The following is an 18,468-nucleotide window of genomic DNA, read 5'->3' on the forward strand; positions in this document are numbered from 1 at the left end:
CTGAACGCCGCGCGTTGACCTTCCCGCGGCAGCTCCGCACACTTTCCCGCATGGCCAAGAAAAACACCCCCGACGCGTCCCCGGTGGCGAACTTCGAGCAGTCGCTGGAAGAACTCGAACGCCTGGTCGATCGCATGGAACACGGCGAGCTCAGCCTGGAGGACTCGCTGGCCGCCTATGAACGCGGCGTCGGCCTGTATCGCCAGTGCCAGGCAGCGCTGGAACAGGCGGAGCTGCGGGTGCGCCTGCTCAGCGATCCCGCCAATCCGGACAGCGCCGAGCCGTTCGCGCCCCTGCCCGATGGCAACTGAGGCCCGCTTCGCGGCCTGGGCCGCACGTACCGAAGCCACCCTCGACCAGGTTCTGCCGTCCCCGGACCAGGCCCCCGGCCGGCTCCACGCCGCCATGCGCCACGCCGTGCTGGGCGGCGGCAAGCGGATGCGTCCATTGCTGGTCTATGCGGCCGGCGCCGTGTCCGGCGCGCCGGAGGCGCTGCTCGACGCGCCCGCCGCGGCGGTCGAACTGATCCATGCCTACTCGCTGGTCCACGACGATCTGCCCGCCATGGACGACGACGACCTGCGCCGCGGTCGTCCGACGGTGCATGTCGCCTTCGACGAGGCCACCGCCATCCTCGCCGGCGACGCCTTGCAGACGCGGGCATTCGAGGTGCTGGCGCGGGCCTCCGCCGAGGCCGACATCCGCCTGGCCTGGGTACAGGCGCTGGCCACCGCATCCGGCGTCGCCGGCATGTGCGGTGGACAGGCGCTGGACATCGACGCGACCGGCCGCCAGCAGAGCCTCGACGAACTGGCGCGCATGCATGCCTGGAAAACCGGCGCGCTGATCCGCGCGGCGGTGCGGCTCGGCGCCCTGGCAGGCCGCGCCACGCCGGAAACGCTGGAGCGCCTGGACGGATTCGCCTCGTCGCTGGGCCTGGCCTTCCAGATCCGCGACGACATCCTGGATGTGGAAGGCAGTTCCGAGCAGCTCGGCAAGACCGCCGGCAAGGATGCCGCGCAGGCCAAGTCGACCTATCCGGCCCTGCTGGGCGTGGACGGCGCCAAGGCCCGGTTGAACGAACTGGACACCGCGATGCGCGACGCGTTGGCTCCGTTTGGCGAAACCGCCGACGCCCTGCGCGCACTCGGCGAACTGGCGGTGCGCCGAACCCACTGATCGGCGGGCGACACCGCAATGAAAAAGGCCCGGTCAGACCGGGCCTTTTTCTTCGACTCGTGAACTTCGCTTACTTGATCAGCCGCAGCGTCAGCGGGTAGCGGTAGGCTTCGCCGTTGTTGGCCTTGATCGCGGCGATGATGGTGAACACCAGCCAGGCGATGCCGACGATCACCATCAGCGGCAGCGTGATCAGCGCGCCGATGCCCAGCGTCACGATCGTGAGCAGGAACAGCACCAGGAAGATGATGCCCACGGTGATGTTGAAGTTCAGCGCTTCCTTGCCCTGATCATTGACGAACGGCATGGTGTCCTTCTTGACCAGCCAGATGATCAGCGGACCGATGAAGCAGCCCAGGCTGCCGGCCCAGCCGGAGGTGACGATGCCGCCCACCAGCGCCGAAAGATGGGCGAACAGGGCCCACTGCCTTTCTTCCGCGCTGGGTGCGCCGGAGGCCGGCGGCGGCGGCGGTGTGGTGACGTTCTCGAACTCGCTCATGCGTGTATCCCCATTCCTTGTTGACGTTGGTGGTATGGAACAACCCCGGGCGCCACTTTCGGGGCCCGGGCGATCCCTGTCAAGACACGTCAGTCGGCGCCGGCAACGGTCATGCGTCCGAGCAGAATAGAGCCGCAGGCCACGTGCGAACGCGGATCCACGTCGCTGCCCACCGCCTCGATACCCGCGAACATCTGCTTGAGATGGCCGGCAATCGTGATGCCGTCCACAGGATGACTGATCTCCCCGTGTTCCACCCAGAACCCGGCGGCGCCGCGCGAATAGTCGCCGGTCACCGGATTGACGCCCTGCCCCATCAGTTCGGTAATGACCAGGCCTCGGCCCATGCCGCGGACGAGTTCGTCAAAGCCACCGGCATTGGCCGCGACGTCCAGGTTGTGCACGCCGCCGGCGTTGCCGGTGCTCTGCAGGCCCAGCTTGCGCGCCGAATAGCTGCCCAGCAGGTAGCGTTCCAGCACGCCCGCGCGCACCAGCGGCGCCTCGCGGGTGGCCACGCCCTCGGCATCGAACGCGGCCGAACGCCAGCCGTGACGCAGGAACGGACGCTCGTCGATCGAGAACCAGTCCGGGAAGATGCGCTGGCCGGCGTGATCCAGCAGGAAACTCGCCCGCCGGTACAGCGCCGAGCCGGAGACGGCGCCCAGCAGATGGCCCACCAGCGAACGCGCCACCTCGGCGGCGAACAGCACCGGATACTCGCCGGTGGCGACCGTGCGCGGCTGCAATCGCGCCACCGTGCGTTCGGCCGCGCGACGGCCGACCGCCTGCGCCCGTTCCAGCGAGGACGCATCCAGCGCGGTCGTGTACCAGCCGTCGCGCTGCATGCCATCGCCTTCGCCGGCGATCAGCGCGCAGCCCAGGGTGTGCTGGGTGCTGCGCTCGCGCCCGATGAAACCATGCGAATTCGCGTACACCGAAAGGCTTTCCGAACTGCCCACCGAGGCGCCATCGGAATTGCCGATGCGGCGGTCGGCTTCGCGCCCCGCGTTTTCACAGGCCAGGGCCAGATCCAGCGCTTCGTCGGCCTGCACGGGCCAGGGGTGCCAGAGATCGAAGTCCGGGAAGGCGGTCGCCATCCGGTCCGCGTCTGCCAGGCCGGCCGCCTCGTCATCTTCGGTGTAGCGGGCGATGGCGCAGGCCTGCTCGACCGTGGCCTCCAGGCTCTCCTCGCGCAGATCGGCGGTGCTGGCACTGCCTTTGCGCCGGCCGAAATAGACGGTCACGCCGATGCCGCGGTCGCGGGTCGATTCGACCGTCTCGACCTCCCCCAGCCGCACGTTGACGTTCAGCCCGCGCTCCTCGCTGCAACTGACCTCCGCCTGGCTGGCGCCGCGCGTGCGGGCGGCCGCCAGCAGGCGCTGCGACAGCTCGGCGAGGGTGTCCAGCCGGGCCAGACTGTCGTCGGCGGAAACGGTGATGGCGTTCAATGGCTTATCCTTATGCGATGAAGGAAGCCGGAAAACCCGGTTTCCCCCGTGAAAGATGTCCCGGCGCGCCGAACAGGCGCCGCCGCGTGACCGGCAACCGAGATCGACCATGCGCGGACGCGACCCCGAAACCGGCGAATTCTATAGCCCCAGCCGCACCCAGCAGCGCGAAGACGCGCTGGAGGTGCGCAGCCTGGCCGAACAACTGGTGGCGCTGACGCCGGCCCGCCTGGCCAAGCTGCCGATTCCCGAAGACCTGATGCCGCACATCCTGGAGACCCGGCGCATCACCTCGCACATCGCGCACAAGCGGCAGCTGCAATACCTGGCCAAGCAGATGCGACGCGAGGACGATGAAGTCCTGGCCGCGATCCGCGACGCGATGGACGAAGGCGGCGACGCGGCCCGGCGCGAGGCCGGGCAGTTGCACCGCGCCGAGCACTGGCGCGAACGCCTGCTCGCCGACGGTGACAGCGCGCTGGGCGAACTGCTGGAAGAGTTCCCGCAAGCCGATCGCCAGCGCCTTCGCCAGCTGATTCGCAACGCCGGCGAGGAACGCGCGAAGAACAAACCCCCGCATGCGTTCCGCGAGCTGTTTCGCGAGATCCGGGAATTGTTCGCCGACGCGGAGGGCGACGACGCGCCCGGCGGCACGGACACCGACGAAGACTGAGCCGCGTGCCGGCGCCCGCGTGGCGCCGTCCACCCGCCCGCGGTTCACGCGCGGGTGCCGCCCACCGTCAGGCCCTCGATCAGCAACGATGGCTGGCCGACGCCCACCGGGACGCTCTGTCCGTCCTTGCCGCACACGCCGACCCCGGCGTCCAGCGCGAGATCGTGGCCGACCATGCTGACCTTCTGCATGGTTTCGGGACCGTTGCCGATCAGGGTCGCGCCCTTGACCGGCGCGGTGACCTTGCCGTCCTCGATCAGATAGGCCTCGGTCGCCGAGAACACGTACTTGCCGCTGGTGATGTCGACCTGGCCGCCGCCGAAGTTGACCGCGTACAGGCCCTTCTTCACCGAGCGGATCATCTCTTCCGGATCGTGCTGCCCGGCCAGCATGTAGGTGTTGGTCATGCGCGGCATCGGCAGGTGCGCGAATGATTCGCGGCGGCCATTGCCGGTGGGCGCCATGCCCATCAGGCGCGCATTGAGCGTGTCCTGCATGTAACCGACCAGCACGCCGTCCTCGATCAGCGTGGTGCAGTTCGTTGGCGTGCCTTCGTCATCGATGTTGAGCGATCCACGCCGGCCCGGCAGGGTGCCGTCATCGACGATGGTCACGCCGGGCGATGCCACCCGCTGGCCCATGCGGCCGGCGTAGACGCTGGTGCCCTTGCGGTTGAAGTCGCCTTCCAGGCCATGGCCAACCGCTTCGTGCAGCAGCACGCCCGGCCAGCCCGCGCCCAGCACTACCGGCATCACGCCGGCTGGCGCGTCGATGGCGTCCAGGTTCACCAGCGCCTGCCGCAGCGCTTCGCGCGCCAGTTCCTCGGGCCGGCCATCGCCGAGCAGCTCGGCGTAGGAATAACGCCCGCCCATGCCCGCATAACCGGATTCGCGGCGACCACCCTGCTCCACCAGCACCTGCACGTTCAGGCGCACCAGCGGGCGCACGTCGGCGGCGAGCACGCCGTCGCTGCGCGCCACCAGCACCGTGTCCAATCCACCGGAGAGGCTCACCGTCACCTGTTGCACGCGCGGATCCGCGGCGCGCAGGAATCGGTCCACCGCACGCAGCGCTTCCACTTTGGCGGCGTTGTCCATCGCATCGATGGGATCGTCCGCACCGTACAGCGCGCGTCCGCCGCCCCGCACCAGCGCGCGCGGCGCATGCGCCGCGCCGTCCCGGGCAATCGCGCGCGCCGACCGCGCGGCGTCGAGCAGCGCGACCGCGTTGATATCGTCGGAATAGGCAAACCCGGTCTTCTCGCCCGAGATCGCGCGCACGCCGACACCTTGTTCGATCGAGTGGGCGCCATCCTTGACGATGCCGTCCTCCACTGTCCAGCTCTCGCGCCGGGCGTGCTGGAAGTAGAGATCGCCGAAGTCGATCCCGGGCCCGAGCAAGGCGCCGAAGGCACGGTCCAGGCCGTGCTGGTCGAGTCCGGCAGGCAACAGAAGGCGGGTTTCGGCAAGCGTCAGTGATGCGGTCATGGCAGGAAGATGGGGGTGGAGACGAAGCAGCGCAAGGCGGATGGAACCCTGTTCAGGGCAAGCCGGCATGCACGGGGGACGGCGATGCCTGTTCGCGGGATTGCTCGCGTGAAACGGCTTCCACCTTGGGTTGTTTCCACGGGCCGGTCACCCGATAGGTCTTGGCGCCCATCTCGCCCAGCGGGCGCTTGAGCACCGCGTTGGCGACGGCACCGACCGCCGCGCCGATCGGACCGGCCGCGACCGCGCCGACCGCGGTCAACACGTTGGCCGATTTCGGCAGCACGTCGACCACCTGATCGAACTGTTCCGCGCGCAGGTCGGTGGTGCCGCCGATGCGGATCTCCGCGGCGGGACCATCGATCACCAGCGCGTCGGTGCGTGCCAGGCCATTGCCCAGCGTGACCTTGCCTTCCATCCGGTTGAAGGCGAAGCCCTTGGAGAAGAAGTCGCTGAAGTCCAGGGTCAGGCGGCGGCGCAGTTCGGCCACGCTGAGCAGGCCGAGCACCCGCCCGGCGCCCGGCTCGAGCTCCAGCAGGTGGCCGTCGCGCGCATCCACGCTGATGCTGCCTTCCAGTTCGCTCAGCCGGAACGCGCCGGGACTTCCTCGCCAGCCGGCGGTGGCTTGCAGGATGCCGTGACCGCCGCGGATCCGACTGCCATAACCGGCATCGGCCAGCAGCGCGCCGAAGTCGCGGCTGTCGACCTTCGCCTGCAGTTGGGTCCGTGCATGCGCGCCGCGGCCCAGCCAGGTACCCGCCACGTCGATGGCGTGTTGTGGAGAGCGCAACTGCAGCTGTTCGATGTGCATGCCGGCAGGCAACTGCCGCGTGCGCAGTCGGGCGCTGCCGAGCTTCGCCTCGCCGATGCGCAGTTCGTCCACGTCCAGTGACAGCGGCGGGATCCCGGCGGGATCGACGCCGTCGTCGGCAGCGGGCGCGGGTGCGCCGATCGTTGCCGGACCGCTGCCCGAGGCACTGCCGCGCGTCGGAGACGCGGCCACCGAAGTGCCCGCAGGCGAAGCGTTCTGCCAATGCAGTCGAGCCAGCCGCCCCACGATGGCCCCCCCGCGCGTGTCCGGCACCAGCAGGCCGCCGGACAGTGCCGGTCCTTCCAGGGTCACCGCCAGCGCATTGGGCGCCGGCGCCAGCTGCAAGCGGGTGTCAGGGAACACCGAGCCGATCAACAGCAGGCGCGCGGCGGTGATGTCGACGTGGCGCAGCGGCAGCCCGCTGGCGTCACCGTCACCGTCGCCGCCCTTGAACAGCGCGATCCAGTCCAGCGCGTCCAGTTGCCGGGTGCGTCCGCTGACGATCAGTCCGGAAGCGGGCGGCGCCTCGGCGACGGTGTCGCTGCCCAGCACCACCCGCACGCCGGTCTGCTGGCCGTTGTTGCGCGCGCGCAGGGCCAGGCGCTGGCCGAACGCGACTTCGATCTGCCCGCTGCCCAGCGGCATCGAGGTCCGCACCACCGTCGGCAAGGCGGCGAACGCCGGTTTCTCCAGCGGCGCGGGCAAGCTCAGCGCGGTGCCCACCAGTTGCGAGCGCAGTTGCAGCTGGCTCGGTGCGTCGCTGGCCGCGCCACGCGGAATGGTGACGCCGACATTCCAGTCCGAACGCCCGTCGACGTACGGCTTCAGCCACGCCATTTCCGGTGCGCGATCCAGCAATTCCTTCGCGTCCAGACGCGCGGCGAGTTCGGCTTCGAAGGCGTGCTGCGGATCCCGCACGCCAGTGCCCGCACGCAGCGACAGCATCCCGGGCTGGCCCTGCAGCATCACCTTCATCGGTTCGGAAGCGAAGCCGCCATTGTCATAGCGGGCCCTGCCGGTGACATCGGTGAACGCGAGATTCCAGCGCTTGCCGGCCAGCTTGGCGGTCGTCAGTTCCACCTCGCCTTCCAGCCGCTGGCGGGTGGGCGAATCCTTCTTCAGGGGCTGCACCAGATGGAACGTGGCGTGCGCGCTTCCGGAGGCTTCCAGATCGGACAGCGTCTCGCCATAGGTTTTCTGCAAAGCGCTCTGACGCAGCATCGCCAGCAACCGGCCCGCATCGGTGCGGGTCACCGCGTCGACCCGCAGGTTGGACTCGTGGAAATCGGCGATGCCGGCACTGAACTTCTCGACCGCCACACCGCCCAGACTGCCGCGTCCGTCCAGGGAGAATCCATTGCCGATGAAGGCGATGTCAGCATCCACCTGTTCCAGCGCCGGCCAGTCCTGCTGGAACTTGAACTGCCCGCCATTGATGCGCGCGACCGCCTCGAAGCGACCGTTGTGCTGCGTGAACGGCCAGTCATCGAGATCGCCGGATACGATCGCACGGCCATGATTCACCTGACCGCCGACCAGCGCGGCGTTCAGCCAGTCCACCGCCGCCTTCGGCATCTGATGATGGATCCAGAATCCCCTGGCGGCCGGCACCTGGGCCTGATCGAGATCCGCGGCCAGATCGATCCAGGGTCGGGTGCCATCATTCTGGAACCACATGCCGCCGCGCATCTGCGCGCCGTAGTCCTTGCCGCGCACCCGCAGCGCGGGCGTGCCCACCCGCCAGCCCGCACCTTCGCGCCAGCCGACGATCTCGCCATCCAGGGTGACGTCGTGGACCACGCCGAAACCACTGGGCCAATCGAACCTCAGGCGCGACGCGGGTTTCAGGCGCAGGCGCATGCCGTCGGCATCGCCCTCGAAATCACCGGCCAGTCCGCTCAGTCCCGGCGCATGACCGACCGGAGCGAACCCGACTTCCACGACCTCGCCGCGCCCGCGCAGGCCACCCTGTCGATTGCCGGCGATTTCCAGATGCGCCAGACGCGCGGTGGGCCGCGCCTGGCCGAGCCAGCGCCGCATGTCATCGTCCACCCGATCGCTCAAGCCCAGTACGGCGAACAGCGGCGCGGCATCGATCTGCTGCGCGACCAGCGCCAGATCGCGCCCCCCGGCCAGCAACAGCCCATCCAGGGTCTGCGTGCGGTCATTGCTGCCGACCCGCAGCAGCGGTGCGTCCAGCCGCCAGCCACCGGTCGCCAGCCGCCAGCGCGCCCGACCGTCCAGCTGATCGAACGCCACCCTCGGCAGCGTGCTTCCGCCCACCAGCGGCGCGCCGCGCAGGCCCAGCTTCTGCACATGCGCCTCGGCGGTGACCATCACCACCCGGTGACGATGCAGCGATACCCAGCCCTGCAACTGGCCGTTGCCACGGTCGGCCACCACGCCGGCATACCGCAGCAGTGGCGACCATGCGCCGATATCCGTCGCGGTGACCTCGGCGTAGGCCCGGCCATCGCCCTTGCGGCGATCGAAATCGACCGCGACATTCAGCGGCGCGCTGTCCGCACGGATGCGCGCGCGCGCGCCGACACGCACGCGGTCGCCATTCACCCGCAGGCGCATGTCGATATCGGGCACCTGCAATTGCCAGCCGATGGAGGGCGCGTCGATGGCCAACCGGCCATCGATGATCTGCAGTTCGCCCAATCCTTCCAGACTGGACAGCGGATCCCCGCCGGGTTGCTGCTGTCCCGGCAGTCCACGCACCGACCAGACGCCATCGTCGGCACGCTGGAGGGTCAGCGACAAACCACGCAGGCGCAGCTCGGTGAACGAATGCCCCGGCAACAGGCCGCCATACATCGAGACCAGCACCTCGGCCTGGCCGATGCGGACACCGCCATCGCCTTCGCCTATCCGCAGCCCGTCCAGTTGCAGCAGCGGACCACGCCGTGTCCATTGGGTCTGCACGTGATCGAACGCCACCGACCGCCCGGCGCGTTCGCTCAGCCACGCGGCGACGCGCTCCGGATGGCGTTCGGCCAGTGGCAGCACCTGGCTGGCGATACCCAGCACCACGGCCATGCACACCAGCACGATCGCGATGCCGTAAGCGGCACCACGACGGGCCAGACGCAGGCGGCGGCGCATCGGGGTCGGCATCAGGCTTTCGCCGGGAATGGAGAATGGGGAATGGGGAATCGGCAAGGCAAAAGCCGCACGATCCTTGCCTCTCGCATGTGGAAACCAGTGCCGTTCAAGCGCGACGCGCCCTCACGATTTTCGATTCCCCATTCCCGATTCCCCTCAAAGCAGCACGACATCGAACTGCTCCTGCAGGTATTGCTCGTCCGCCTGGAAGCGGATCGACTTGCCGAGGAATTCCTCCAGTTCCGCCACCGACTGCGACTCCTCGTCGGTGATCCGCGCCACCACCTTGGGCGAGGCGATCACCAGCAGGCGCGCGGCCTCGAACTGGCGCACCGCGCGGGTGATCTCGCGGAAGATTTCATAGGTGACGGTTTCGGCGGTCTTGATGCTGCCGCGGCCACCGCATTCCGGGCACGGCTCGGACAACTGGCGCTCCAGGCTCTCCACCGTGCGTTTGCGGGTCATCTCGACCAGCCCCAGCGGCGAGAACTCGTACACCGTGGTCTTGGCGTGATCGCGCGAGAGCGCCTTCTCCAGCGTCCGCAGCACCTGGCGGCGATGCTCGGGATCATCCATGTCGATGAAGTCGATGATGATGATGCCGCCCAGATTGCGCAGGCGCAGCTGCCGCGCCACCGCCTGCGCCGCTTCCAGGTTGGTGCGGTAGACGGTTTCCTCCAGGTTGCGCTGGCCGAGGAACGAACCGGTGTTCACGTCGATGGTGGTCATCGCCTCGGTCTGGTCGATGACCAGATAGCCGCCGGACTTCAGCGGCACTTCCTTGTCCAGCGCGCGGCCGATTTCGTCTTCCACGCCATACAGATCGAAGATGGGACGTTCGCCGCTGTAGTGCTCGATGCGTTCGGCCAGCACCGGCATGTACTTGGCCGCGAACGCCTGCAACCGCTCGCTGGTCTCGCGCGAATCCACCCGCACCTTCTCGACATCGCGCCGCATCAGATCGCGCACCGCGCGCAACGGCAGTGTCAGGTCCTCGTAGATGCAGGCGCCGACGGCGGCATCGCGGCTGCGCTGTTCCACCAGCGCCCAGACCCGCGCCAGATACGAAATGTCCTCGGCGAGCGCCTCTGCCGGCTGGCCTTCGGCGTTGGTGCGGATGATGTAGCCGTGGCCACCATGCGTCGCGGCCAGATCGGTCACCAGTGATTTCAGGCGCTGGCGCTCGGCTTCGTCCTCGATGCGCGCCGACACCCCGACCACCTTCGACTGCGGCAGCAGCACCAGATAGCGCGAAGGGATGCTGATCTGGGTGGTCAGCCGTGCGCCCTTGCTGCCGATGGGATCCTTCACCACCTGCACCACCACGTCCTGGCCGTCGCGCAGCAGGTCCATGATGGGCACCGACGGCGGCGGCGGCAGCGGCGCTTCGACGGCCTCGCCATTGGCGACCGGCGCCGGTCGCACGATGTCGTTGGCATGCAGGAAGGCCGCGCGGTCCAGGCCGACCTCGACGAATGCCGCCTGCATGCCCGGCATCACCCGCTGGACCTTGCCCTTGTACAGGTTGCCGACCACGCCGCGGCGCCAGCCGCGTTCGATGTGCAGTTCCTGCAACATGCCGTTCTCGATGACGGCGACGCGGGTTTCGCGGGGAGTGACATTGACCAGGATTTCTTCGCTCATGTCACCGTCCGATGGAAGGAAAAAGAAGGGAAGCGGCGGCGATGGCCGTTTCCGGGAAATGGGGCGGAACAAGGGCGGGCGGCGCCGCGCCTGCCGTCATGCCAGCACTCCGAACGCGCGCAGCAGGCGCGCGGTCTCGTGCAGGGGAAGTCCCATCACGCCCGAAAAGCTGCCCGAAAGACGGGTCACGTACTGCTCGGCGCGTCCCTGGATGCCGTAGGCGCCTGCCTTGCCCATTGCTTCGCCGCTGCCGACATAGGCGGCGATGTCCGCGTCCGACAGGTCGGCGAAGCTCACCTCGGAAACGGACACCGCCTGCTCCTCGCGGGCGGCGCTGACCACCGACACGGCCGAAATGACCAGGTGGGTCCGCCCCGACAGGCGCCGCAGCATGGCGGCGGCATCGACGGCGTCGGCCGGCTTGCCGAACACTTCGTCGTCCAGGATCACCTCGGTGTCGGCGCCCAGCACCACCGCGCCCGGCACGGTCATCACCTTCAGCAGTCCGGCCCCGGCCTTTTCGCGGGCCACCCGGCGGACGTAACCTTCGGCGGGCTCACCCGGCTGGCGGTGTTCCGGAATGTCCAGATCAATGCGGCCGAAGTCCAGGCCCAGGCGGGTCAGCAATTCAGCGCGGCGGGGGGATTGGGAGGCCAGATGCAACATCGGGAAAGGATAACCTGAGGCGACTGACTGAACGCCGGTTGAGCGCTCCCGTGGACAGCGAAACCCGATTCGACTCACAACGCGTTCATCGTGTACTGAACACGCTTCATTCCCACTGGCCCCAAGCCACCGACGCATACAAGGAGAAACCATGCGCCACCACCCGCTCCGCCCCCTGCTGCTCGCCCTGTCCCTGGCCCTAGGAACCGTCACGATGACTGCCCAAGCGCAGACCGCTCCCGCCTACGCCGTGCCGGCCGACGGTACCCTGTTGAACGTCTCGGCGCAGGCCGAGGCCTCGCGCGTGCCCGACGTGGCGACCCTGTCCGCCGGCGTGGTCACCCAGGCCGCCGACGGCAACGCCGCCATGCGCCAGAACGCCGAGCAGATGGCCAAGGTGGTTGCCGCCATCAAGGCGGCCGGCATTCCCGAGAAGGATGTCCAGACCAGCGGCATCAGCCTCAACCCGCAGTACCGCTACGCCGAGAACGAGCCGCCGAAGATCACCGGCTACCAGGCCAGCAACACGGTCAGCCTGAAGGTCCGCGACATCGCCAAGCTGGGCAAGGTGCTGGACGCGCTGGCCGCGGTCGGCGCCAACCAGATCAACGGTCCCAGCTTCGAAATCGACCAGCCCGAGCCGGTCTACGACGAAGCCCGCCTTGCCGCGCTGAAGAAGGCCCAGGCTCGCGCCGAGACCTACGCCAAGGCGCTGGGCCTGCGGGTCCGCCGCATCGTCAGCATCTCCGAGGGCGGCGGCGGCTTCCGCCCGGTGCCGATGATGACGATGGCGATGGACGCCAAGGCCGGCCGGATGGAGTCCACTCCGGTCTCTCCCGGCGAAACCACCCTGTCGGTGAACCTGGACGTGGTGTTCGAACTGGGCCGCTGAGTCCAGCCATCCGCCACATCCGCAACGACGGCGCCCACGGGCGCCGTCGTCGTTTCCGGCGACCCGCTCCGGTTGGCGCCGGGCCGGGGCCTACGACCTTGGTCGCCCCCCTCTTGCGGCCACCACACAGCGGAGTACAGTCTGGAGGTGCGGCGCGGGGGAACGTTGCAACCCCACTTTCCGCGGCCGAGCGTTGTTCCTGTCACAGCCCTTCAGGAGGTGGACCATGGTTCGCGCACTACCCTTCCGCACCCCGACCCGTCTGGACATCGGCCGCATCCTGGCCATCGCCGCGGCCATCGCCCTGCACGTGTTCGCCCTCCTCCTGCTGCTGATGCCGATGGCGGCGCCGCAGATCGCGCAGATCGTCGAGCAGCGAGTGCCGATCCCCCTGCCGGCCGATCCGATTCTCCCGCCACCTGTGCCGCCACAGCCGGTTGAGCCCTCCACGGACAAGCGCGTCCCCACTCCGATGACGCCTCCGACGGTGGCCGCGCCGACGAACATTCCAGATACTGCTCCGGTCATCGATCAGGGCACGCTCGCGGCCACCAGCGATGTAGTCGATTCCGCCCCCACCGGCGATATCGGACCGGTCAATACTTCACCGATGGTCGGCTCCAGCCTGCAATACGTGAAAGCGCCGGCACCGCCGTATCCACGCGCCGAAGCCCGTGCCGGTATCGAAGGTACTGTCGTGCTGCGCATACTGGTGGATGTGGATGGCGCCCCGTTGGACGTGGTTATTGAAACCAGCAGTGGCAATCGCAATCTGGACCGCGAGGCGCGTCAGCATGTGTTGAAGCACTGGCGTTTCAAGCCCGCTCTGCGTGATGGCATTGCGGTGCAAGCCTATGGATTGGTTCCCATCGACTTCGTACTGCGCTGATTCCCACGTAGGCAAGACGATAAAGGCCCGCTTCGGCGGGCCTTTCTTCATGTTGGAATCCCTTGGCAAGGATACTCACAACGCGACGTGGCACCTTGTCCGAACGAATGTTCGCAACAGTTGTGATCACGGCCATTGAGGCCGGCTCAGGCCCGATGATACGGATGATTCGCCAGCATCGCCGCCGCCCGGTAGATCTGCTCGGCCACCACCAGCCGGACCAGCATGTGCGGCAGGGTCAGCGGGCTCAGTGACCACTTCTCGTGCGAGGCGGCCAGCACGTCGGCGGCGTGGCCTTCCGGACCGCCGATCAGGAAGGCGAGGTCCCGCCCCTGCCCGCGCCAGTGCTCCAGGCGTTGCGCGAGCTGTTCGGAGGAATACGGTTTGCCGGTGACTTCCAGCGCGACGATGTGGGCGTTCTTCGGTATCGCCGCGAGCACCCGCTTGCCTTCGTCCTCGATCGCACGCTGCGGATCCCGGCCCTTCCCGCGCAGGCCGGGTTCGATTTCCACCAGTTCGAACGGCAGCCAGTGCGACAGGCGCTTCTGGTATTCGGCGAAACCCTGCGCCACCCAGGCCGGGGCGCGTTCGCCGGTGGCGATCAACCTGCTCTTCATGCGGCAATGATACCGGTGCCACGCTTTCGTCGGGCCGCATGCAAGCGTCATGCCTTTGTCATCCGACGGTTACACGGAATGCCTAGCGTCACCGACTCCCCGCCAGCTGGAGTCGCATGATGACCATCTTCGATCCTGCCCGCCGCAACGTCCTCAAGGGCAGCGCCGCCGCCATGGCCGTGGGCGCCATGGGCAGTCTGGGCGCGCTGTATTCGCGCCAGGCCCTCGCCGCCACCGAATCGGTGCGCCTGTCCCCCGTTCCCAGCCGCTACGGTCCGATCGCACCGGTCGCCGACCGCACCACCGGCCTGCCGCTGCTGCAATTGCCGCGCGGCTTCAGCTACCGCTCGTTCGGCTGGAGCGGCGATCGCATGGACGATGGGCAGCCCTGCCCGGATCGGCACGACGGCATGGCCGTGGTCGCCACCCGGCTGGCGCATCGTGGTCGCGGCCACGGGCACGGACGGGGGCATGGCCACGGGCACGGTGGTCTGGAATACGTGCTCATCCGCAATCACGAACGCGGCGCGGGCGCTCCCATCCGCGCGCCCGGCATGTACGACACCGGTACCGTCGATGGCAGCCAGGTGGCCGGCGGCGGCACGACCACGCTCACCTATCGCATCGGCGATGGCTGGAACGCGCTGGAGCCCAGTCTCGGCGGCACCCTGGTCAATTGCGCGGGCGGCCTGACGCCGTGGGGTACATGGCTGAGCTGCGAGGAAATCAAGACCGACGCCACCTCCAGCACCGGCCGCAAACACGGCTACGTGTTCGAAGTGGATCCGGACAACGAACGCACCAGCGGCCGCCCGCTGGTGGGGTTGGGCCGTTTCAGCCACGAGGCGGTCGCGGTGGATCCGCGCACCGGCATCGTCTATCTGACCGAGGACGATCGCAACAAGGCCGGCCTGTACCGGTTCATCCCCAATGACCGCCGTGGCCGCAACGGCTCGCTGGAAAACGGCGGTCGCCTGCAGGCCGCGCGGGTGCGTGGCAAGCGCAATGCGGATCTCACCGTGGCCACCATCGGCGACCGATATCAGTTGGAGTGGGTCGATGTCCCGGAACCGGATCTGGACACCATCGCCGCTCCCGCGGGCTTCCCGGACATCTCCGCCGGCGAGACGCTGAGCGGTCCGTTCGCCCAGGCCTGGAGTGACGGCGCACTGCGCATGAGCCGTGGCGAGGGCATCTGGTACAGCTACGGCAAGATGTTCATCGTCGACACCAGCACCGGCGTCGACGAGCGCGGCCGCAAGGGCCGCGGCAATGGCGCGGTGTGGGTGCTGGATCTGTTCACCCAGCAGTTGAAGGCGCTGTTCGTCAGCGGCCATCAGCTGGCCGCGCACAATCCCGACAACATCACCGTCAGCGCGCGCGGCGGCGTGGTGCTGTGCGAGGACGGCGGCGCCAGCCCGGACGAATACGGCCCCGGCGCGCGCCTGATCGGCCTGACCCGCGCGGGCGAATCGTTCTACCTGTGCAAGAACAACGTGCAGGTGACCTCGACCGAGATTGCCAACGCCGGCAAGACGATCGCCGAGGACGACTATCGCGACACCGAGTTCTGCGGCGCGTGCTGGGATCCGTTGTCGCGCACCCTGTTCGTCAACATCCAGACCCCGGGCATCACCTTCGCGATCACGGGGCCGTGGGAGCGCGGTCCGCTGTAACGTCCGCATCCACCGGATACGACAACGGCGCCTTTCGGCGCCGTTGTTTCATCGCGCAAGCGGAAGCCGCCTACAGGCGATCTTCGGCACCGGTCTCGACTTCGTCATGCTCCGGCGGCTGATCGCCCACCGTCCACAACCGCTCCAGCGCGTAGAACTCGCGCACGCGCGGCAGCATGACATGAACGATCACGTCACCCAGATCCACCAGGACCCACTCGGCCTCGCGCTCGCCTTCCACGCCCAACGGCATGACATCGAGCTTCTTGGCGAACTTGACCACTTCGTCGGCGATCGACTTGACGTGGCGGGTGGAGGTGCCGGAGGCAATCACCAGGAAATCGGCGACGCTGGACTTGCCGCGTACATCGATTTCGACGACATCCTTGGCTTTCAGTTCTTCGACCGCCGCATGCACGTTGGCGAGCAGGACCGGTACGGCCGGCGGGGGGCTGGGAAGGCGGGTCTTGATGACTTGTGCTTGGCTGGACAAAGGTCTGGTGACTCCGGGAACTCGGGCGTGATTATACCGGACCGTCCACGGCCGCCGACGTGAAGTACAGCCGTTCGTCCGCGATATAGGCGGCCACGGCGGGCGGGACCAGATCCTCCCAAGGCCTGCCTTCGGCGATTCGCCGGCGCACGTCGCTGGCCGACTCCGGCTGGAGTGGCTGGTGCAGGCGGTGTATCCGGCCGGCCGGAGACGCACGCAGATCACCTGCGCCGCTGGTCCAGCGGCCGGCGAGTATGGCGGCGAGTTCAACCGGCAACTCGCCGTCCAACGGGCTGCCCGGACGCTCCGCCACCACGAAATGGGCCAGTTCGAACAGCGCCCGCCACTCGTGCCAGGACGGCAACCCGACCAGGCTGTCGGCCCCCACCAGCCAGGCAATCGGCGTCCGCGCGCCGAGTTCACCACGCAGTTCGCGCAGCGTGTCGACGGTATAGGACCGGCGTCCGGGATGGCGCAGCGCGCGCCGCAGTTCGCGCCGATCCACATGCAGGCCGGCCTCGCCGTCGATGGCCAGTTCCAGCATCCGCGCCCGCTGCGCGGCGTTGGCACCGGGCGGCGAGCGGTGTGGCGGATCCGCGGCCGGTGTCAGCGCGATCAGCGTATCGAGTTCGTCGCGGGCGGCGCGGGCGATCGCCAGGTGTCCGTTGTGGACCGGGTCGAAGGTGCCGCCATGGAAGAGATGGAGCATGCGAAGTCTGGACTGCCCGCCGGGGGTCGGAACCAGTGTGCGGGGATCGCCGTCACCGGGAAAGCCCCCGGCTCAGGCCACCAGCAGGCGCACCGCGCGCGCCTCGGCCACGGCCAGCAGCAGGCGCTCCATCGCGACCCAGGCATCTCCGGGCGCGCGTCCCTTGGCGATGCGATCGATGCGCGAAGCCTCGGCGACGAAACGCTCCCAGCGCTGCGCGGCCGCATGCCGTTGCAGGGCGCGCTTGAACGGCGCCTGTTTGGACTCCCAGATGCCCTGGGCCTTCATTTCCGCGGCCAGGTTGCCGCCCGCGGCCTGCACCCTCGCCAGGTGGGCGGTGCGCAGCAGTTCCTTGACCACCATCGGCATCAACCCGGCGACTACTTCGCCTTCGGCACGCAGGCCGGCCAGCATCCGCGACACCTGCGGTCCCTGCCCCGCCAGCATCGCGTCGGTCAGGCGGAACACGTCGTAGCGGGCGGCGTCGGCCACCAGCGATTGCATGGCCTGCGCCGACAGGCTTTCGCCCTGCGCCAGCAAGGCCAGCTTGTCGATTTCCTGCGCGGCGGCCAGCAGGTTGCCCTCGACGCGCTCGGCCAGGGTCTGCACCGCATCGCGGTCGGCGCGCAGGCCGCGCGCGCGCAGGCGGCTTTCGATCCAGCCGGGGAGTTCGTGCGGCTTGATCGCCCAGGCAACGGCGATGATCCCGATCCGCGCGATCGCATCGGCCCATTTGCCATGGTGCGCCTTGGACCACTCGCCCGCCGTGATCAGCAGGACGACATCCGGCGGCGGGTTCGCGCAGAACCGGCTGATGACCTCGGCGCCGTCCTTGCCCGGCTTGCCGCTGGGCAGGCGCACTTCGACCAGGCGGCGTGCGCTGAACAGACTGGGGGCGTTGAAACTGGCATCCAGCTGGTCCCAGTCGAAATCGCGGCCGTCGGCGTCGAAGACCTCGCGCTCGCCGATGCCCTGCGCGCGCGCCTGCGCACGCACCGCGTCGGCGGCTTCCAGCACCCGCAGCATTTCGGGCCCGGCGATCAGGTAGGCCGGGCACAGCGGCTCGTCGGCGCGTGCGGCGATCTGCTCGGGCTTAAGTTCCATCGGCCGGCTTGACCATCTGGCCGGCGCGCACCACGCCGTCGACGCGGCGCAGGATGGACGCGGACATTTCGCGACGCAGTTCGTCGGCCAGGATCTCGCGTTCGGTGGTGGTGCCGGTGGCGTTCTCGGGCGGCGACACGTAGTCGCGCGACAGCTCGACGACCTGCTGCGGCACCAGATCGGTGCCGTCGGCCTTGCGGAACACGAACACCACCGCGTAGCGCAGGCTGAATTCCTGGGCGCGGCCCAATCCGTCCACCGCGATTGGCAGATTGCCCCAGCGCTCGGAGACGATCACCAGCTCGGCGTTCCTGGGCACTGTTTCTCCATTCGCGCGGGCAGCCTTCTGCGCCGCCAGTTCCTCGGTCGTCGGGGTCCGCGCGTCCGCACCGGCCACCTGCAACCCGCGCACCAGCTTGTAAGCGAGGTCGCTGTAGGTCGCGGAGGAGCGGACCAGAACCGGTCCCAGATCGGAGGGAAGCGCGATGCGATTGCGCAGATGGAAACCGCAACCTGCCAGCAGCAGGGCCAGGGCGGCGGCGACAACGAGTCGGGTTCGAATCATGGGCG

General features: G+C 68.5%; 17 protein-coding genes. 6 read left to right on the plus strand and 11 right to left on the minus strand.

The genetic code is table 11. The annotated features are described in order from the left end of the window. Nucleotides 1-50: 50 nt before the first annotated feature. Both AC3DEZ_RS05735 and AC3DEZ_RS05740 read left to right on the plus strand, forming a co-directional pair. On the plus strand, nucleotides 51-311 hold the full coding sequence (locus AC3DEZ_RS05735; RefSeq protein WP_488387365.1) for an exodeoxyribonuclease VII small subunit: 261 nt from the start codon (nucleotides 51-53) through the stop codon (nucleotides 309-311). Then, entirely contained in the window at nucleotides 301-1,179 is an 879-nt protein-coding gene (locus AC3DEZ_RS05740; protein ID WP_488387366.1) for a polyprenyl synthetase family protein, read from the plus strand. Before AC3DEZ_RS05735 ends, AC3DEZ_RS05740 begins: the two co-directional genes overlap by 11 nt. Nucleotides 1,180-1,249: 70 nt before the next feature. Here the strand turns inward: AC3DEZ_RS05740 and AC3DEZ_RS05745 are convergent, their stop codons facing one another. After that, a complete protein-coding gene (locus AC3DEZ_RS05745) occupies nucleotides 1,250-1,678 on the minus strand; it encodes a DUF4870 domain-containing protein (RefSeq protein ID WP_488387367.1) in 429 nt (142 codons plus the stop codon). 89 nt (nucleotides 1,679-1,767) lie between these two features. Continuing rightward, nucleotides 1,768-3,126: a metalloprotease PmbA gene (gene pmbA, locus AC3DEZ_RS05750; RefSeq protein WP_488387368.1), complete on the minus strand. Its 1,359-nt coding sequence runs from the start codon at nucleotides 3,124-3,126 to the stop codon at nucleotides 1,768-1,770. A 109-nt stretch (nucleotides 3,127-3,235) separates the two neighbouring features. Here pmbA and yjgA point away from each other — a divergent pair, with 109 nt between their 5' ends. Then, entirely contained in the window at nucleotides 3,236-3,799 is a 564-nt protein-coding gene (yjgA, locus tag AC3DEZ_RS05755) for a ribosome biogenesis factor YjgA (protein WP_488387369.1), read from the plus strand. Nucleotides 3,800-3,843: 44 nt separating this feature from the next. Here the strand turns inward: yjgA and tldD are convergent, their stop codons facing one another. The 4 genes from tldD to AC3DEZ_RS05775 form a co-directional block, all read right to left on the minus strand. Next, the gene (tldD, locus tag AC3DEZ_RS05760; RefSeq protein ID WP_488387370.1) at nucleotides 3,844-5,286 is read right to left on the minus strand and encodes a metalloprotease TldD; all 1,443 of its coding nucleotides are present in this window, start codon (nucleotides 5,284-5,286) and stop codon (nucleotides 3,844-3,846) included. Nucleotides 5,287-5,338: 52 nt separating this feature from the next. Further along, nucleotides 5,339-9,220, minus strand: coding sequence for a YhdP family protein (locus tag AC3DEZ_RS05765; RefSeq protein WP_488387371.1), 3,882 nt, complete (start codon nucleotides 9,218-9,220; stop codon nucleotides 5,339-5,341). 144 nt (nucleotides 9,221-9,364) lie between these two features. Next, entirely contained in the window at nucleotides 9,365-10,852 is a 1,488-nt protein-coding gene (rng, locus tag AC3DEZ_RS05770; protein WP_488387372.1) for a ribonuclease G, read from the minus strand. A 96-nt stretch (nucleotides 10,853-10,948) separates the two neighbouring features. Then, nucleotides 10,949-11,518 (minus strand): Maf family protein, encoded by a 570-nt coding sequence (locus tag AC3DEZ_RS05775; RefSeq protein ID WP_447105147.1) that lies wholly within the window; start codon nucleotides 11,516-11,518, stop codon nucleotides 10,949-10,951. 151 nt (nucleotides 11,519-11,669) lie between these two features. Between AC3DEZ_RS05775 and AC3DEZ_RS05780 the strand changes: the two genes are divergently transcribed. Then, nucleotides 11,670-12,410, plus strand: coding sequence for an SIMPL domain-containing protein (locus tag AC3DEZ_RS05780; protein WP_488387373.1), 741 nt, complete (start codon nucleotides 11,670-11,672; stop codon nucleotides 12,408-12,410). Between the two features lie 226 nt (nucleotides 12,411-12,636). Further along, nucleotides 12,637-13,299: an energy transducer TonB gene (locus AC3DEZ_RS05785; RefSeq protein WP_488387374.1), complete on the plus strand. Its 663-nt coding sequence runs from the start codon at nucleotides 12,637-12,639 to the stop codon at nucleotides 13,297-13,299. A 146-nt stretch (nucleotides 13,300-13,445) separates the two neighbouring features. Here AC3DEZ_RS05785 and rlmH read toward each other — a convergent pair whose 3' ends face one another. Beyond that, nucleotides 13,446-13,916, minus strand: coding sequence for a 23S rRNA (pseudouridine(1915)-N(3))-methyltransferase RlmH (rlmH, locus tag AC3DEZ_RS05790; RefSeq protein WP_488387375.1), 471 nt, complete (start codon nucleotides 13,914-13,916; stop codon nucleotides 13,446-13,448). A 119-nt stretch (nucleotides 13,917-14,035) separates the two neighbouring features. On the opposite strand from rlmH, the gene AC3DEZ_RS05795 reads away from it, so the two are divergent. After that, a complete protein-coding gene (locus tag AC3DEZ_RS05795; protein WP_488387376.1) occupies nucleotides 14,036-15,592 on the plus strand; it encodes an alkaline phosphatase PhoX in 1,557 nt (518 codons plus the stop codon). 70 nt (nucleotides 15,593-15,662) lie between these two features. On the opposite strand, the gene rsfS is transcribed toward AC3DEZ_RS05795, so the two are convergent. The 4 genes from rsfS to AC3DEZ_RS05815 all read right to left on the minus strand — a co-directional run bounded on the left by rsfS (nucleotide 15,663) and on the right by AC3DEZ_RS05815 (nucleotide 18,463). Continuing rightward, a complete protein-coding gene (gene rsfS / locus AC3DEZ_RS05800) occupies nucleotides 15,663-16,085 on the minus strand; it encodes a ribosome silencing factor (RefSeq protein ID WP_447105142.1) in 423 nt (140 codons plus the stop codon). A gap of 31 nt (nucleotides 16,086-16,116) precedes the next feature. Beyond that, the gene (gene nadD, locus AC3DEZ_RS05805; protein ID WP_488387377.1) at nucleotides 16,117-16,794 is read right to left on the minus strand and encodes a nicotinate-nucleotide adenylyltransferase; all 678 of its coding nucleotides are present in this window, start codon (nucleotides 16,792-16,794) and stop codon (nucleotides 16,117-16,119) included. Nucleotides 16,795-16,866: 72 nt separating this feature from the next. Then, a complete protein-coding gene (gene holA, locus AC3DEZ_RS05810) occupies nucleotides 16,867-17,898 on the minus strand; it encodes a DNA polymerase III subunit delta (protein WP_488387378.1) in 1,032 nt (343 codons plus the stop codon). Next, on the minus strand, nucleotides 17,888-18,463 hold the full coding sequence (locus AC3DEZ_RS05815; protein ID WP_488387379.1) for an LPS-assembly lipoprotein LptE: 576 nt from the start codon (nucleotides 18,461-18,463) through the stop codon (nucleotides 17,888-17,890). The genes holA and AC3DEZ_RS05815 overlap by 11 nt, the downstream gene beginning before the upstream one ends. Nucleotides 18,464-18,468: the final 5 nt, after the last annotated feature.

The sequence above is a fragment of the Pseudoxanthomonas sp. 134C1 genome, assembly GCF_057773065.1.

Coding starts and splice junctions, on each gene's coding strand:
- AC3DEZ_RS05735 (WP_488387365.1), top strand. CDS start 51: ATGGCCAAGAAAAACACCCCCGACGCGTCCCCGGTGGCGAACTTCGAG.
- AC3DEZ_RS05740 (WP_488387366.1), top strand. CDS start 301: ATGGCAACTGAGGCCCGCTTCGCGGCCTGGGCCGCACGTACCGAAGCC.
- AC3DEZ_RS05745 (WP_488387367.1), bottom strand. CDS start 1,678: ATGAGCGAGTTCGAGAACGTCACCACACCGCCGCCGCCGCCGGCCTCC.
- yjgA (WP_488387369.1), top strand. CDS start 3,236: ATGCGCGGACGCGACCCCGAAACCGGCGAATTCTATAGCCCCAGCCGC.
- tldD (WP_488387370.1), bottom strand. CDS start 5,286: ATGACCGCATCACTGACGCTTGCCGAAACCCGCCTTCTGTTGCCTGCC.
- AC3DEZ_RS05765 (WP_488387371.1), bottom strand. CDS start 9,220: ATGCCGACCCCGATGCGCCGCCGCCTGCGTCTGGCCCGTCGTGGTGCC.
- rng (WP_488387372.1), bottom strand. CDS start 10,852: ATGAGCGAAGAAATCCTGGTCAATGTCACTCCCCGCGAAACCCGCGTC.
- AC3DEZ_RS05775 (WP_447105147.1), bottom strand. CDS start 11,518: ATGTTGCATCTGGCCTCCCAATCCCCCCGCCGCGCTGAATTGCTGACC.
- AC3DEZ_RS05780 (WP_488387373.1), top strand. CDS start 11,670: ATGCGCCACCACCCGCTCCGCCCCCTGCTGCTCGCCCTGTCCCTGGCC.
- AC3DEZ_RS05785 (WP_488387374.1), top strand. CDS start 12,637: ATGGTTCGCGCACTACCCTTCCGCACCCCGACCCGTCTGGACATCGGC.
- rlmH (WP_488387375.1), bottom strand. CDS start 13,916: ATGAAGAGCAGGTTGATCGCCACCGGCGAACGCGCCCCGGCCTGGGTG.
- AC3DEZ_RS05795 (WP_488387376.1), top strand. CDS start 14,036: ATGACCATCTTCGATCCTGCCCGCCGCAACGTCCTCAAGGGCAGCGCC.
- nadD (WP_488387377.1), bottom strand. CDS start 16,794: ATGCTCCATCTCTTCCATGGCGGCACCTTCGACCCGGTCCACAACGGA.
- holA (WP_488387378.1), bottom strand. CDS start 17,898: ATGGAACTTAAGCCCGAGCAGATCGCCGCACGCGCCGACGAGCCGCTG.
- AC3DEZ_RS05815 (WP_488387379.1), bottom strand. CDS start 18,463: ATGATTCGAACCCGACTCGTTGTCGCCGCCGCCCTGGCCCTGCTGCTG.